The sequence below is a fragment of the Chitinophagaceae bacterium C216 genome (genome assembly GCA_028485475.2).
Lineage (GTDB): Bacteria > Bacteroidota > Bacteroidia > Chitinophagales > Chitinophagaceae > Niabella > Niabella composti.
On record CP144143.1, the window covers coordinates 1,021,661 to 1,035,465 of the forward strand.

Here is a 13,805-nt window from a genome sequence, read left to right on the forward strand (position 1 = left end):
TAAATTTTGTCCCTCTAACAACAGTTAAAGCTATGCGTGCTTTATCAAAATACACGCTCATGGCGATTTGCATCATAGCTTATGCATGCTGTGCAGGACAAAGTGCGCCTCCTATGGCTCAATATCCTTCTCCCATGAAGGAAGAGGTGCGTAAACACGACCGCATTACTTTCGATATAACAACAGGAACCGTAATTACGCTAGACAGCATTTTATCCAAGCCGGTTACGGTATATGTGCCGAAGAAGTTGCAGCAAACTTCTTCGGCAGACCTGTTAATTCACTTTCATGGCTTGCCTTATGTTGTAGCCTACGCAGCAGAGCAATACAAAGGCAACGTAGTTGCAGCCGTAATCAATTTGGGCTCAGGATCGGGTGTGTATGCTAATGAGTTCAAAAATGCAGCCTTGCTTGAACAACTGGAGAGAGCTATCGTAACGGCCCTCTCGAAACATTATGGCCATCTATTTCAAAGACAAAGGCTGTTATTGAGCGGCTTTAGTGCGGGTTACGGAGCCATTAGAAGTATTTTACAGGAAGAGCGGCTTTTTAATAAAGTTCATGCCGTACTGTTGCTGGATGGCTTGCACGCTAGTTATATTCCCGAACGTAAAGTGCTTGCTGAAGGTGGCTCGATCGACTCCATAAGTTTGCGTCCCTTTGTGCAATTTGCCGCCGAAGCAGCAAATCTTCATTCCGGGAAGAAATTTTTATTTACCCATTCCGAAATCTTTCCCGGTACTTTTGTAAGTACCACCGAAGCTGCTAATTATTTATTACGTCAGTTGCATATTGAAATTAGACCTGTATTGAAATGGGGCCCCGGCGGCATGCAACAGATAAGTGAAGCCTCTAAAGGTAATTGTACGGTGATGGGCTTTGCTGGCAATTCAGCTCCGGATCATGTGGATCATTTTCATAATTTATATTACTTTTTGAACCGGTTATAATCAGTGCATAGTATTATTATGATGAAAAGCATTTTTTTAAGTATGGTCGCAACAGCCTTATTTGTCTGTGCAGGTTGGGCACAATTCCCCAATGGCAATCAGATATCTTCTGATAATGATAAAAAAGGAGCATCCAGCGATTTGAGGTTTGATCCCGATGCTACTGTAGTCACACATCATACAGCAACAATTAATGGCAAAGTGATCCCCTATAAAGCTGTGGCAGGAACAATGCCTGTTTGGGATGAAGATGGTAAAACCATTGCCGGTTTGTTCTTTGTTTATTACGAACGTACCGATATCAAAGATAAAAGCACCCGCCCCATAACTATTTCTTTTAACGGTGGCCCGGGTTCCGCATCTGTATGGATGCACATTGGTTACACCGGTCCTGTATTGCTGAATATAGATGATGAAGGGTATCCTGTACAGCCATACGGTTTTAAGGAAAACCCATATTCCATACTAGATGTTACGGATATTGTGTATGTAGATCCTGTTAATACCGGTTATTCTAGGATCACCCGCAAAGATGTACCCAAAGAAAAATTTTTTGGCATTAATGCCGATATCAAATATCTGGCAGGATGGATTAATACATTTGTGACGCGGTACAACCGCTGGGCCTCCCCCAAATTTTTGATTGGGGAAAGTTATGGAACTACCCGTGTTTCGGGATTGGCCTTAGAGTTACAGGACAACTATTGGATGTATCTGAACGGGGTAATTCAGGTTTCTCCTACCGATCTCGGAATAGAGCGAGGTTCCGTTACTGCCAGTGCATTACGCTTGCCCTATTATGCAGCCACGGCTTGGTACCATAAAAAGCTGCCTGCAGATTTGTTGCAAAAAGATCTGATAGAGGTATTACCCGAGGTAGAAAATTTCACACTGAACGAATTACTGCCTGCTATGCATAGAGGCGGATTTTTGGAGTCGGGAGTGAAGCAAAGTCTTGCAGCTAAGATGGCGCGATATTCGGGACTTTCGGAGAAAACCATTCTGCAAAATAATCTTTCCATCAGCACGAATTTATTCTGGAAAGAACTACTGAGAGACGAAGGTTTTACGGTTGGGCGTCTCGACTCTCGCTATAAAGGCATCGATAAGCGCGTAGCAGGCGAAAGTCCCGACTTTAATGCGGAGCTCACAGCATGGCTGCATGCTTTTACCCCTCCCATTAATATGTATTTGAGGAACCAGCTTAATTACAAGACGGACCTTACTTATAATATGTTTGGAAACGTGTGGCCTTGGGATAATAAAAACAATCAGACCGGAGAAAATCTGCGAAAGGCCATGGCAATAAATCCTTATTTACATTTACTGGTTCAATCAGGCTATTATGATGGTGCCTGTGATTATTTCAATGCAAAATACAATATGTGGCAAATGGATCCTTCCGGAAAATTAAAAGACAGGATGTTTTGGGAAGGATATCGTAGCGGACATATGATGTATCTTCGGAAAGAAGATTTAAGAACTAGCAACGAAAGTTTGCGTAGTTTTATCAGCAAGGCTGTTAGGGCCGCCTCTCAACCAGCAAAATATTGATATTTATTTTAAACTTTGTCTATATTAATTATTAATTACTTTTGTCGCCGTTTTGTATGGACGCACTACTAAGTAAGATAGATCGCTCAAAGCTACCCCGGCATATTGCCATTATTATGGATGGTAATGGCCGTTGGGCAGAAGAGCAGGGGGAAGATCGCCTGTACGGCCACTATCATGGCGTGGAAAGCGTTAGGGATATAGTGGAGGGCTGTGCAGAGATCGGTATTCAATATCTTACATTGTATGCGTTTAGTACGGAAAACTGGGAGCGTCCTGAATATGAAGTGTCTGGTTTGATGGAGCTACTGGTGGCCACTATCAGGAAGGAAATCGTTACACTTCATAAAAATAATATAAAACTGCATGTGATAGGCGATTTAACCATGCTACCGCCCCATGCGCAGAAAGAGTTACAAGAGGCTTTAAATCTGACAGCCAGCAATACGGGGTTGAACCTGATTATGGCGCTAAGTTATAGTGGTAGATGGGAAATTTTAAATGCTGTAAAGCAAATAGCCTGCGATGTAGAAAATAATAAGCTGCAAGCAGCGAATATAAATCAGGAAGTGTTTCAGAAGTACTTGTGCACCAGTGAGTTTCCCGATCCTGAGCTGATGATTCGCACCAGTGGAGAATACCGGATTAGTAACTTTTTATTGTATCAGCTGGCCTATTCCGAATTGTATTTTACGAATGTGCGTTGGCCCGAGTTTCGGAAGAAAAATCTTTATGAGGCCCTGCTGAACTATCAGATAAGGGAACGCAGATTTGGAAAAACTTCAAAACAAATTCAGGAACAATAAACTGTGTGGGCAATAGAAAAGATCCCATTCCGTGTTGTGGAGGTATGGCGAAGGTATTATTTTAACAAGGTTTTCCAATTTTTCCCTTTAATTTGCCGCCGCAAGAGGAAAAATGTGGGATGGTATTGTGAGTTTTATTAACTTCCTGCTTTTGCAAAAACTTAAATTGATTACCGATATTTAAACCCCATATGCGTTTTTTTTTATTCAGGTTTTGTGTTTCGATTATTTTAATAACCACGGTAAACTTTGTTTTTGCTCAAAACGATACGGTACCCGTATCCCCTGTTGATCCTCAGCTGGAACAATGGCTCTCTTCGCATACGCCCAAGGAATATACCATACGGAACGTTACTGTTACCGGTGCTACTTATCTTGACTCCTCTATTTTATTATCTGTAGCCGGTTTACATAAGGGACAAACTTTTACTTATCCAGGCACCGATCTTTTCGCCAGAGCTATTCAGAATTTGTGGAGGCAAAAACTGGTGTCCGATATACAGATTTATCTTACCCGTGTCATCGGCGATCAGGTGGACCTGGAAGTGGCCGTACGGGAAATGCCACGTTTGGGCGATTTTAAATTTGAAGGAGCCAAGAAAAGTGAGCAGGAAGAGCTGATTAAAAAAACAGGGATTGCTAAACAAACTACCATCCTCTCTGAAAATACCCGCCGTAATATTATCGATGTTACAAAAGGTTTCTATGAAGAAAAAGGGTTTTATGGTGTAAAAGTAGATCTGATTGAAAGACCCGACCCGGTATTCAGAAATTCCAATGCACTTACCATAAAAATTGACAGAGGCAAAAGAGTTAAGATTGATGAGATCAACTTTTTCGGAAACGAAAATGTGCGCAGCATTAAGCTGAAAAAGCAAATGAAGGGAACTAAAGAAATGACGAAAATGACGCTGTTCCCTTCGCAATATGTAAGCAGCTATGGTCCTAAAAAACACTACGGACTTCATGAATATTCTAAAGAGTGGGGATTCCTTTCAGGAAGTAAAACTTTGGAAGTATTGGATCCTTATTTCCGGTTTAAATTCTTCTCTTCTTCCAAATTCAATCAGAAAAAATACGTAGAGGATAAGGAAAAAGTATTAAAATACTTCAACTCTAAAGGATACAGAGATGCTCAGATTCTTGCCGATACCCAAGTAATTCAGAACAACAAGATGTATGTGGATATTAAGGTGAAAGAAGGGCGCCAGTATTATTTCGGTGATGTTGTTTGGAAAGGTAACTCTGTGTATAGCGATACTCTGCTGAATCAGATCCTCAATATTCACAAAGGTGATATTTACGATGCTAGCGTACTTAATAAGGCGCTGGGGCTGGAGCCGAGCCAGGATGTTCAGGATATCGCCACGGCTTATCGCGATAGAGGATATTTGTTCGTGTCCATCATACCTGTTGAAACAAAAATCTATAACGATACCATCGACCACGAAATTAGAATTGTGGAAGGGCCTCAAGCCCGCATCAAGAACATTAACATTCGTGGTAACGATCGTACTAAAGAGCATGTAATTCGCAGAGAGATGCGTATTTATCCGGGCGATCTGTACAGCCAGACTGCACTAATGCGTACCATCAGAGAATTGAATGCACTGAATTATTTCGAACAAGAGTCCATCAACCCGCAGCCGGTGCCTAACCAAAGCGACGGAACAGTAGATATCAACTGGAATCTTAAAGAAAAATCTTCTGACCAGCTTGAGCTTTCTGCCGGATGGGGTGGAGGTATCGGCCTTACCGGAACTTTGGGGGTAACCTTCAATAACTTTTCTATCAGAAATATTTGGAAAAAAGAGGCATGGGATCCGCTACCTGTAGGTGATGGACAAAAATTAAGTATTCGTGTGCAGTCTAACGGACGTGCCTATCGTTCGTACAACTTTGCCTTTACTGAACCCTGGTTAGGCGGTAAGAAGAGAAACTCACTGATACTGTCTTACAACAACAGTAAATTCTACAATATCGATTTCTCGAATTATTATACTACAGGTAGATACGAGTACGACAGAAACAAATCGCTTACTGTAAATGGATTTTCCATTGGATTGGGTAAACAGCTGAGATGGCCCGATGACTATTTCTACATCACTTATACCGCAGCACTTACCCGATATAATGTAAAAAATATGGGGGATGTATATGGATTGCCGTTCAATACAGGTATTTCCAACAACCTGAGCTTTAAAATTGCGGTACAACGCAACTCAGTATCGGATCCTATCTTCCCTCGCAGTGGTAGCGATATTATGGCGAGTGTGCAAGCAACCCCGCCTTACTCTTTATGGAAGACGCCAACCAGTGAAGATCAATATAAAAATGTGGAATACCATAAGTGGCGTTTCAGCTCCACCTGGTATGTACCATTGGGGCGTCCTAAAGGGGAAAATAAGGACAGACAGTTTGTGCTGAAGTTTGCTGCCAAGTACGGTTTCATGGGGCGCTACAACTCCAAGATGGGCTACTCTCCGTTCGAACGTTTCCAGTTGGGTGATGCCGGTTTGCAAAATACCTACTCACTTACCGGATTTGATGTAGTAGCGCTAAGAGGTTATCCGATTTTTGCTACTTCTGATCCTACTATTAACCCCGATAATGCCAATACCGGTGATTTTAATAATCTATTCACGATATTTAACAAATATCAGGCAGAACTTCGTTATCCTTTAGTGATTAATCCCAGCAGTACGATTTTTGGACTTGCCTTTTTCGAAGCTGCTAACGGTTGGAGGGATTACAAGGATTATAACCCGTTCAAGTTGCGCAGGAGCGTAGGTTTGGGTATGCGTTTCTATCTGCCTATGTTTGGTCTGTTAGGATTTGACTACGGTGTCGGATTAGACAGACTGAGACCTGGCGGTGGCTTGAAAGACTCCGGTAAATTTACCTTCATGCTGGGCTTTGAGCCGGAATAATCTTTATTTTACGGTTCTTTGTTAAAGAAAGACTTTCTAAGGATAAGCAACTTTGGTATGGCTTATGCCGTCAAATAAAGGACAATTTTATTGAACTAAATCCTAAAAGTTCAGTCGTATCTGTCTGAGCGAATGTTTTAAAATATAAAACGATGAAAAGAATTTTACTTGTATTAGTGGTATCGCTTTTGGCTGTACAATACAGTTCGGCACAGAGATATGCTATTATTGATACGCGCTATATTTTTGAAAAGATGCCCGAGTACAAAGAAGTGCAGCAGAAGATAGAAGAACAGGCCGCAACTTGGCAAAAGGAAATTGATGCCAAACAAGCAGAACTGGACAGAATGTATAAGGCTTACGATGCAGAAGAAGACATGATGAGTACCGAGCTTAGGAAAAAGAGGGAAGAGGAATTATTTAACAAAGAAAAGGAGTTGCGAGATTTGCAGAAAAAACGCTTTGGTTTTGAGGGCGATTTATTCCAAAAACGCCTAGAACTCATGGAGCCTTTGCAGAAAAAACTCAACGAAGCTGTAAAAAGACTTGCAGCAGCCAATGGTTACGATTTAATTTTGGATAAAAGTGAAGGCAAATCCATTATATTTGCCGACCCAAAGTTGGATAAAAGCGACGAACTGCTTAAAGAACTACGGCGTAAATAATTTTAAAATTAAAATTTTAAAAAAACTATTATTAACACAAAAGTGATAGAACTGCAATGTACAGCTAACTTACGCGTTGTATAGATGTGTTCTGTCCAGAGTTTAGAAAATTAAAAAGTATACTAAATGAAACAAGTAAAATTTCTTGCACTGACATTAGGATTGGTTGTTGCAAGTGTGTTCGGCGCCAATGCGCAGAAAATTGGTTATGTTGATGCAGAAGGCCTGGTATTTTCTCTTCCGGAGATTCAGCAGGTACAGCAAGAGCTTCAGAAATATCAGAATGACTCTATTGGACCAAGATTCGAACAATTGTCTTCTGAGTACAAAGAAAAAGACAGTATTTACCGCGACACAAAAACTGCTGCTTCCGTAAAGAATCTTCTGGAAAAAGATTTGGCTGATCTGTCTATGCAATTACAAAACTGGCCCCAGATTGCTGGCCAAATGAACCAAATTAAGCAAGCTCAATTAATGCAGCCTTTAAACAAAAAAGTGATGGATGCTATAAACGCCGTGGCTAAAGAAAAAGGGTATGCTTATGTATTGAGCCCAGATGCGCTAATCGTAGCTCCTCCCGGAGATGATATTACTCTGGCTGTAGCACAGAAATTAGGTATTAAGATACCTACCAACAACGCTCCGGCTAATAATTCGAATCAGAAATAACAGAATTCGGATATATAACGATATAAAAACCGCTCAAATAAGAGCGGTTTTTTATTTTTGACCAAAATCTTCTTATACATGCAGCAGGCGGCGCCCATAGGGGTTTTTGATTCTGGTTACGGAGGCCTTACCGTTCTCAGAGAACTTGTTCGTCAACTACCGCTGTATGATTACATCTATTTAGGTGATAATGCTCGAGCTCCTTATGGAGCCCGTTCTTTTGAAACCGTCTACCACTATACACTTGAAGCGGTAAATTGGTTTTTTGCTCGGGGGTGTCATCTGGTTATACTTGCCTGCAATACGGCATCTGCTAAAGCCTTACGTAATATTCAGCAAAAAGATTTGCCGCGAATAGCTCCCCAGAAAAGAGTGTTGGGTGTTATACGTCCTACGACGGAAATTATTGGTGAGTATTCTCAATCTGGAGAAGTAGGAATTCTCGCCACCTCGGGAACCGTAGCTTCAGAATCATATCCTATTGAAATTCAGAAGTTTTTTCCAGAAGTGAAAACCTTTCAGGAAGCATGTCCCATGTGGGTACCCATTATCGAGAACGACGAAATCGATAATCCCGGTACGGTGCACTTCATAAAAAAGCATATTCATAATTTACTTCAGAAAGGCCCAAACATCGATGTCGTATTATTGGCATGCACACATTATCCATTGATGCGCAATAAGATACAGGAATATTTGCCTGTATCTGTAAAACTTCTCAGTCAGGGAGAAATAGTGGCCCAAAGTCTGGAGAATTACTTACAGCGGCATCCGGAGATAGAGGAAAAATGTAGTAAAAATGGCCAAATTCAGTTTTTTACGACCGATTCTACCGAGGATTTTGACCGTAAAGGCTCTTTATTTTTTGGAGAAACGGTAAAAAGTCAGCGTGCAAACCTAGGCGAACCCACAAAGTTTTAAATTTGGGGGCTTAAACTTCTGAACTTTTCCCTACCTTTGCCATCCTTTCACAAACAGGAGATGTGGTGGTCTCCTGGTATTAAGAATAATTTCAGCATGTTCTCCCATGCTATTCATTCAGTAAAAGTGAAAAATAGAAGATATTATGAAACGTACTTATCAACCGCATCGTCGCCGTCGTAAAACTGTACATGGTTTTCGTAAGCGCATGCAAAGCGCTAATGGTCGTAAAGTATTGGCAAGACGTCGTGCAAAAGGCCGTAAGAAATTGACTGTTTCTGACGAAAGAAGATTGAAATAACTCCCATATAGCATACAGTCAGCACAAAATCATTGAATAGCTCCGATTTCGGGGCTATTTTTGTTATCTAGGGATGAATTGTAAACCGTAATTTCAGCGCATGAAACCCAACGCTTTTCCTAAATCGCAGCGTCTAAAGAGTCGAAAAAAGCTGCAGCAGCTTTTTTCACAAGGGAAAAGTGTGCGTGTATATCCAATACGGTTGGTGTATCTTGTAGAACCTTATTCCTCCGGAGAGGTAAAGTGCAGTGTAGGAGTGAGTAGCAAATATTTTAAAAAAGCGGTGCAGCGCAATCGCATTCGGCGATTGATGCGCGAAGCCTACCGCCTGCAACAGCACGAGATAAAAAATTTTGCTGCCGCTAACAATAAAGCCATAGCGCTGTTTTTTTTATATACAGGTAAAGAAATGCCCACATACGCACAGGTTTTTGAATGTGTAGGTAACCTCCTAAAGAAAGTATTCTCTTCACAAAATGCGATGGATACTCAAAATATGTAGTCTTCCCTTTATTGCATTGATAAAGCTTTATCAATGGGTGATATCTCCTTGGTTAGGACCAAAATGTCGTTATACCCCTACCTGTTCGCAGTATGCAGTAGAAGCGCTTAGGAAGTACGGTATTTTTAAAGGACTTTGGCTTTCTATAAAAAGAATTTCAAGATGCCATCCATGGGGAGGAAGTGGGTATGATCCCGTCCCCTGATCGTATTAAATAACCTTAAAACTTTCCACATGATTTCTGGAATCGGGCTGGATGTAATAGAAGTAGACCGAGTACGGGAAAAAATCGAAAAAGAGCAGGGCTTCAGAGAGTTGGTATTTAATGAAGAAGAAATAGCCTATTGCGAGCCTAAGACCCATAAATACGAACATTATGCTGCTCGTTTTGCAGCCAAGGAAGCTTTTTTTAAAGCCTTGGGAACTGGCTGGGCCAATGGTACTGCTTATAATGAAATATTGATTTTGGGGGATGATGCAGGTAAACCCGAGATCGCTCTCAAAGGTACCACCGCCGTAACATTAGAAAATCTGGATCTATCCAAGGTTAAAGTCTCTCTCAGCCATCTGAAAAATATAGCCGCTGCTGTGGTGGTAATTGAAGCTTAAAAGTTGAAGATTAGCGTCGGTCTTTTTTCTTTCCGGATTGATGTTTATTGCCGGAGGCTTTATGTTGCGAGTGGCCGCCCTTTTTATGTTTTCTTTTTTTCTGGGCTCTTTCCAAGGCACGTAGTGAGGTTTGTCCTACCACATCCACAAATTCCGGTTCTACTTCTTTGGGCTGAGCAACAGCAAGCTCCACGGCTTCCAAATCTTCCGGAATAATATTCTGGTCATTGAGCTCTTTTATTTTTTTAACGCGCTCTATGGTAAGTGGATATTGTTTGGTACTATCGGGTAGCGCGTACCACATCAGGTTTTTGAAAATATCTTTTTTGATCAGGTAGGCTTTGCCTTTGGCTACCTCCAGCTGATCGCAGTCGTTAGGAAATGCTTGTAATGCGTCCAGATAGGTATCCAGTTCGTAGTTGAGGCAACATTTCAGACGCCCACACTGACCGCTCAGTTTGATCTGATTAATGGACAAGTTTTGGTAGCGGGCTATTGAGGTGTTGACAGATTTAAAATCGGTGAGCCAAGTGGCGCAGCAAAGTTCGCGGCCACAACTTCCGATACCACCCACTTTTCCGGCTTCCTGTCGTGCACCAATTTGGCGCATTTCAACCTTCACTTTAAACTCGGCAGCATACACTTTAATCAGCTCTCTGAAATCTACCCTTCCGTCGGCAATATAGTAGAAGGTGGCTTTTCTGCCGTCGGCCTGTATTTCTACCTGGCTTACTTTCATGTCCAGGTTCATTTGGCGTGCGATGGCTCTGCTTCGAATCAGCGCTTCTGGCTCTCGAGCCTTGTTGATGCGTCGAAGTTCTAGGTCGCGCTCAGTTGCCGGTCGCAGAATTTTTTTCATGTCGGTATTGATTTCACTAACGCCGTACTTCTTCATTTGCAAGCGCACAATCTCTCCCGTAAGAGAAACTTCGCCCACGTCAAAACCACCAACCCCTTCTACGGTTACCAGGTCGCCTTTTTCAAAATATTGTAATGTGGTATTTCTAAAAAAATCTTTTCGGGAACCTTTGTTAAAGCTGACTTCTACTACATTGCAGTAATCGTCAGCATCGGCTATGGGCAAATTACGCAGCCAATCGTATGTATTCATACGATTGCAGCCACCGGTACTACAACCCCCGTTGCTTTTACAACCTTTTGGTTTACTGCCGTTAGCAGTACCACAGTTAGTACAGCCCATGTTTGCAATCTTATTAAAAATAACGGGAGGAAGTATGCGAAATCGTGGCGTAAAATACAATATAGACAGCTAGTTGTTGCTGCAATTTATATGTATAAAAAGCTGAAATACAGCTTATTATTATTCAAATATGCAAACCTTAACGGTATGATTAACACGTAATTCGCTCTTTCTCTCCGTTGCCTTTTCCTCAAAAATTTTGTTATCCAAACTCACTTACCAATGTATCTCAATCGCCCAAAAGTACAACTTTGTCCTGAATGATATGATAAATTTTTAGTGTAAGTGCCATGAACAACATTTTGCCATGGGCGTTTCTTTCGATATAATAGGAAGCCTTATCCAATTCTTCGACGATAGCTTGCTGTTGTTCAATGCCTGTAAATTTGTTCAAGCGCAGGGCAAAATCTTTTTCTTTTTCTGGATATTGCTCTGCCAAGTGAGGTAGCACCTGTATGCGTATGGCCAGATGTATTAAATGATTGAAATACCGAAGGAATTGTTTTTGCTCTTCTCGCCCTAGCTGTCCAATTTCTTCTACCCATTTTACCTGAGCTAGGGGGCCATTTTTTAATATACTATTTAGCCATTCCCTCAACAAATTGTGCCAGTCTTCATTAGTATACTGCACCATATGCAGGGCTTCTCTGTAGTTACCTTCGCTGATAGCAGCCACACGTGCTGCCGTTTGTTCATCGGTATTATTACGGCTTATTAAAGCCTGCCTTATGTCGTCGTTGCTAAGCTGTGGTACCTTTATGAGCTGACATCGGCTCAGAATTGTGGGCAGTATCTGACTTTCATTTTCGGCTACCAATAAAAAAACGGTGCGTTCCGGAGGCTCTTCAATGAGTTTCAACAATTTATTCCCTTCGTTGCCCAAATACTCGGGCATCCACATAATCAATACTTTATATCCGCCCTCAAAGCTTTTCAGGTTGAGTTTTCGGGTGATGTCATTACACTCATGAGCGGTAATATTACCCTGCTTGTTTTCGGCGCCTATGAATTGTAGCCAGTCGTATACATTACCGTATGGAGAGGTTTTGATAAAAGACCTCCATTCCGCAATGTAATCGGTACTGATAGGCGGTGTTCCCGATTTTTTGGTTACTACTGGATAACTGAAATGGATATCCGGATGTTGCAACTCAGCGGCTTTAAGACAGGAAGCACAAACACCACAGGCGTCGGTCTGCCACTCGGTAGCAATTTCCGACTCAGCGGGCAGCTCCTCTCCGAAAAGACTAGGCCCTACAGGGACCGCGGGTTTTGGAGTATTTTTTTCACAAACTATATATTGGGCAAATGCAATAGCTAGTGGCAGGGCTCCGCTTCCTTCTTTACCCAGAAAGAGCATAGCGTGCGCCAGCCGGTTTTCTTGCATTAGCTGTGTAAGCTCAGTTTTTAACACAGGTTGTCCTATGACATCTTTAAACTGCATACTGCAAGGTAAGGGGAATTGATGTAATTAACACTGCAGAAGGCTTAGTAAAAAGTGGTTTTGTAAGGATATCTTATCTGATACAGTTCTTTTACTTTATTCAAGATGGTGGACCTAAGACCATCTAGATTGCGGCGCTCTGTAGCGGAAACAAACACTACATTGCCTTGTAATTCGTGCTGCCAGCGTTCGTACAGATCGCGCAAGATTTCTTCTTTTGTTTCATCGCTCAGCCACTCGTCGAATGTTTGAGCTTCGTACAGGTCCATTTTATTGAAGATGGTAATGGTGGGCTTATCGGCCGCATCCAACTCTTGCAATGTTTTATTTACTACAGCTAATTGATCTTCATAATTGGGATGAGAAATATCCACTACATGCAGTAAAATATCCGCTTCTCTCACTTCATCCAGTGTGCTTTTAAAGCTTTCGATAAGGTGGTGAGGGAGTTTTCTGATAAATCCTACCGTATCACTTAATAAAAATGGAGTGTTTTCAAATACTACTTTACTGGTAGTTGTATCCAACGTGGCAAATAGTTTATTTTCGGCAAATACTTCGCGTTTGCTTAATAGGTTCATAATTGTACTTTTACCTACATTGGTATAGCCCACCAGTGCTACACGGATAAATTCACCACGATCTTTGCGCTGGGTGTACGCCTGTTTTTCTATTTCGGCCAGCTTTTTTCTCAGCAAAGTGATTTTATCCCTTACGATACGACGGTCGGTTTCGATCTCGGTTTCACCGGGTCCACGGGATCCAATACCACCTCCTTGACGTTCCAAGTGGCTCCACATACCGCGTAAGCGGGGTAAGATATATTGATATTGTGCCAACTCTACCTGTGTACGGGCTTGTGCGGTTTTGGCTCTACGGGCAAAAATGTCCAATATCAGGTCGGAACGGTCAATAACCTTTATTTTCAGCTCTTTTTGTATATTATTGATTTGAGCCCCCGATAATTCATCGTCGAAAATTACGAGATTAATATTATTGTTTACCGCATATTGGCGGATCTCTTCCAGCTTACCTTTTCCGATAAAAGTACGGGAATCGGGATGTTGGAGTTTCTGAATAAAACGTTTTTTGGTTTCGGCACCGGCGGTTTCTGCCAGAAATGCTAACTCATCCAAATAATCGTTTACCTGTCTTTCGGTCTGATTCTTCTGTACTACGCCTACAATAACAGCCCGCTCGTTATCCTGAATAATGTTCTTGTTTTCTATCATAATTGTATTCGCAAAGTTAAC

General features: G+C 41.7%; 14 protein-coding genes. 11 read left to right on the forward strand and 3 right to left on the reverse strand.

What is annotated here, in order from left to right; translation table 11 throughout:
• The first annotated feature begins 59 nt into the window (after positions 1-59).
• The 11 genes from PIECOFPK_RS04210 (at position 60) to acpS (ending at position 9,907) form a co-directional block, all read left to right on the forward strand.
• Positions 60-950 carry a hypothetical protein gene (locus PIECOFPK_RS04210; RefSeq protein ID WP_330973158.1) on the forward strand — a complete coding sequence of 297 codons (891 nt, stop codon included), beginning with the start codon at positions 60-62 and terminating at the stop codon, positions 948-950.
• Between the two features lie 18 nt (positions 951-968).
• Positions 969-2,504, forward strand: coding sequence for a S10 family peptidase (locus PIECOFPK_RS04215; RefSeq protein ID WP_409966587.1), 1,536 nt, complete (start codon positions 969-971; stop codon positions 2,502-2,504).
• Between the two features lie 56 nt (positions 2,505-2,560).
• Positions 2,561-3,310, forward strand: a complete 750-nt coding sequence (locus PIECOFPK_RS04220) for an isoprenyl transferase (RefSeq protein WP_330973160.1) — start codon at positions 2,561-2,563, stop codon at positions 3,308-3,310.
• A gap of 191 nt (positions 3,311-3,501) precedes the next feature.
• Positions 3,502-6,240, forward strand: a complete 2,739-nt coding sequence (locus PIECOFPK_RS04225) for an outer membrane protein assembly factor (RefSeq protein WP_330973161.1) — start codon at positions 3,502-3,504, stop codon at positions 6,238-6,240.
• 152 nt (positions 6,241-6,392) lie between these two features.
• Positions 6,393-6,905: an OmpH family outer membrane protein gene (locus PIECOFPK_RS04230; RefSeq protein WP_330973162.1), complete on the forward strand. Its 513-nt coding sequence runs from the start codon at positions 6,393-6,395 to the stop codon at positions 6,903-6,905.
• A 126-nt stretch (positions 6,906-7,031) separates the two neighbouring features.
• Entirely contained in the window at positions 7,032-7,574 is a 543-nt protein-coding gene (locus PIECOFPK_RS04235; RefSeq protein ID WP_330973163.1) for an OmpH family outer membrane protein, read from the forward strand.
• A gap of 78 nt (positions 7,575-7,652) precedes the next feature.
• Complete coding sequence (gene murI / locus PIECOFPK_RS04240; protein ID WP_409966588.1) at positions 7,653-8,495, forward strand: glutamate racemase; 843 nt, start codon at positions 7,653-7,655, stop codon at positions 8,493-8,495.
• Positions 8,496-8,640: 145 nt separating this feature from the next.
• Entirely contained in the window at positions 8,641-8,796 is a 156-nt protein-coding gene (gene rpmH / locus PIECOFPK_RS04245; protein ID WP_330973165.1) for a 50S ribosomal protein L34, read from the forward strand.
• 100 nt (positions 8,797-8,896) lie between these two features.
• Positions 8,897-9,298, forward strand: coding sequence for a ribonuclease P protein component (rnpA, locus tag PIECOFPK_RS04250; protein ID WP_330973166.1), 402 nt, complete (start codon positions 8,897-8,899; stop codon positions 9,296-9,298).
• Positions 9,273-9,503 carry a membrane protein insertion efficiency factor YidD gene (gene yidD / locus PIECOFPK_RS04255; protein WP_330973167.1) on the forward strand — a complete coding sequence of 77 codons (231 nt, stop codon included), beginning with the start codon at positions 9,273-9,275 and terminating at the stop codon, positions 9,501-9,503. Before rnpA ends, yidD begins: the two co-directional genes overlap by 26 nt.
• A 29-nt stretch (positions 9,504-9,532) precedes the next feature.
• On the forward strand, positions 9,533-9,907 hold the full coding sequence (acpS, locus tag PIECOFPK_RS04260; RefSeq protein WP_330973168.1) for a holo-ACP synthase: 375 nt from the start codon (positions 9,533-9,535) through the stop codon (positions 9,905-9,907).
• A gap of 10 nt (positions 9,908-9,917) precedes the next feature.
• Here the strand turns inward: acpS and PIECOFPK_RS04265 are convergent, their stop codons facing one another.
• The 3 genes from PIECOFPK_RS04265 to hflX form a co-directional block, all read right to left on the reverse strand.
• The gene (locus PIECOFPK_RS04265) at positions 9,918-11,108 is read right to left on the reverse strand and encodes a stage 0 sporulation family protein (protein ID WP_409966589.1); all 1,191 of its coding nucleotides are present in this window, start codon (positions 11,106-11,108) and stop codon (positions 9,918-9,920) included.
• Positions 11,109-11,337: 229 nt separating this feature from the next.
• Positions 11,338-12,552, reverse strand: coding sequence for an ATP-binding protein (locus PIECOFPK_RS04270; RefSeq protein ID WP_409966590.1), 1,215 nt, complete (start codon positions 12,550-12,552; stop codon positions 11,338-11,340).
• A gap of 44 nt (positions 12,553-12,596) precedes the next feature.
• Positions 12,597-13,784 (reverse strand): GTPase HflX, encoded by a 1,188-nt coding sequence (hflX, locus tag PIECOFPK_RS04275; RefSeq protein ID WP_330973171.1) that lies wholly within the window; start codon positions 13,782-13,784, stop codon positions 12,597-12,599.
• Positions 13,785-13,805: the final 21 nt, after the last annotated feature.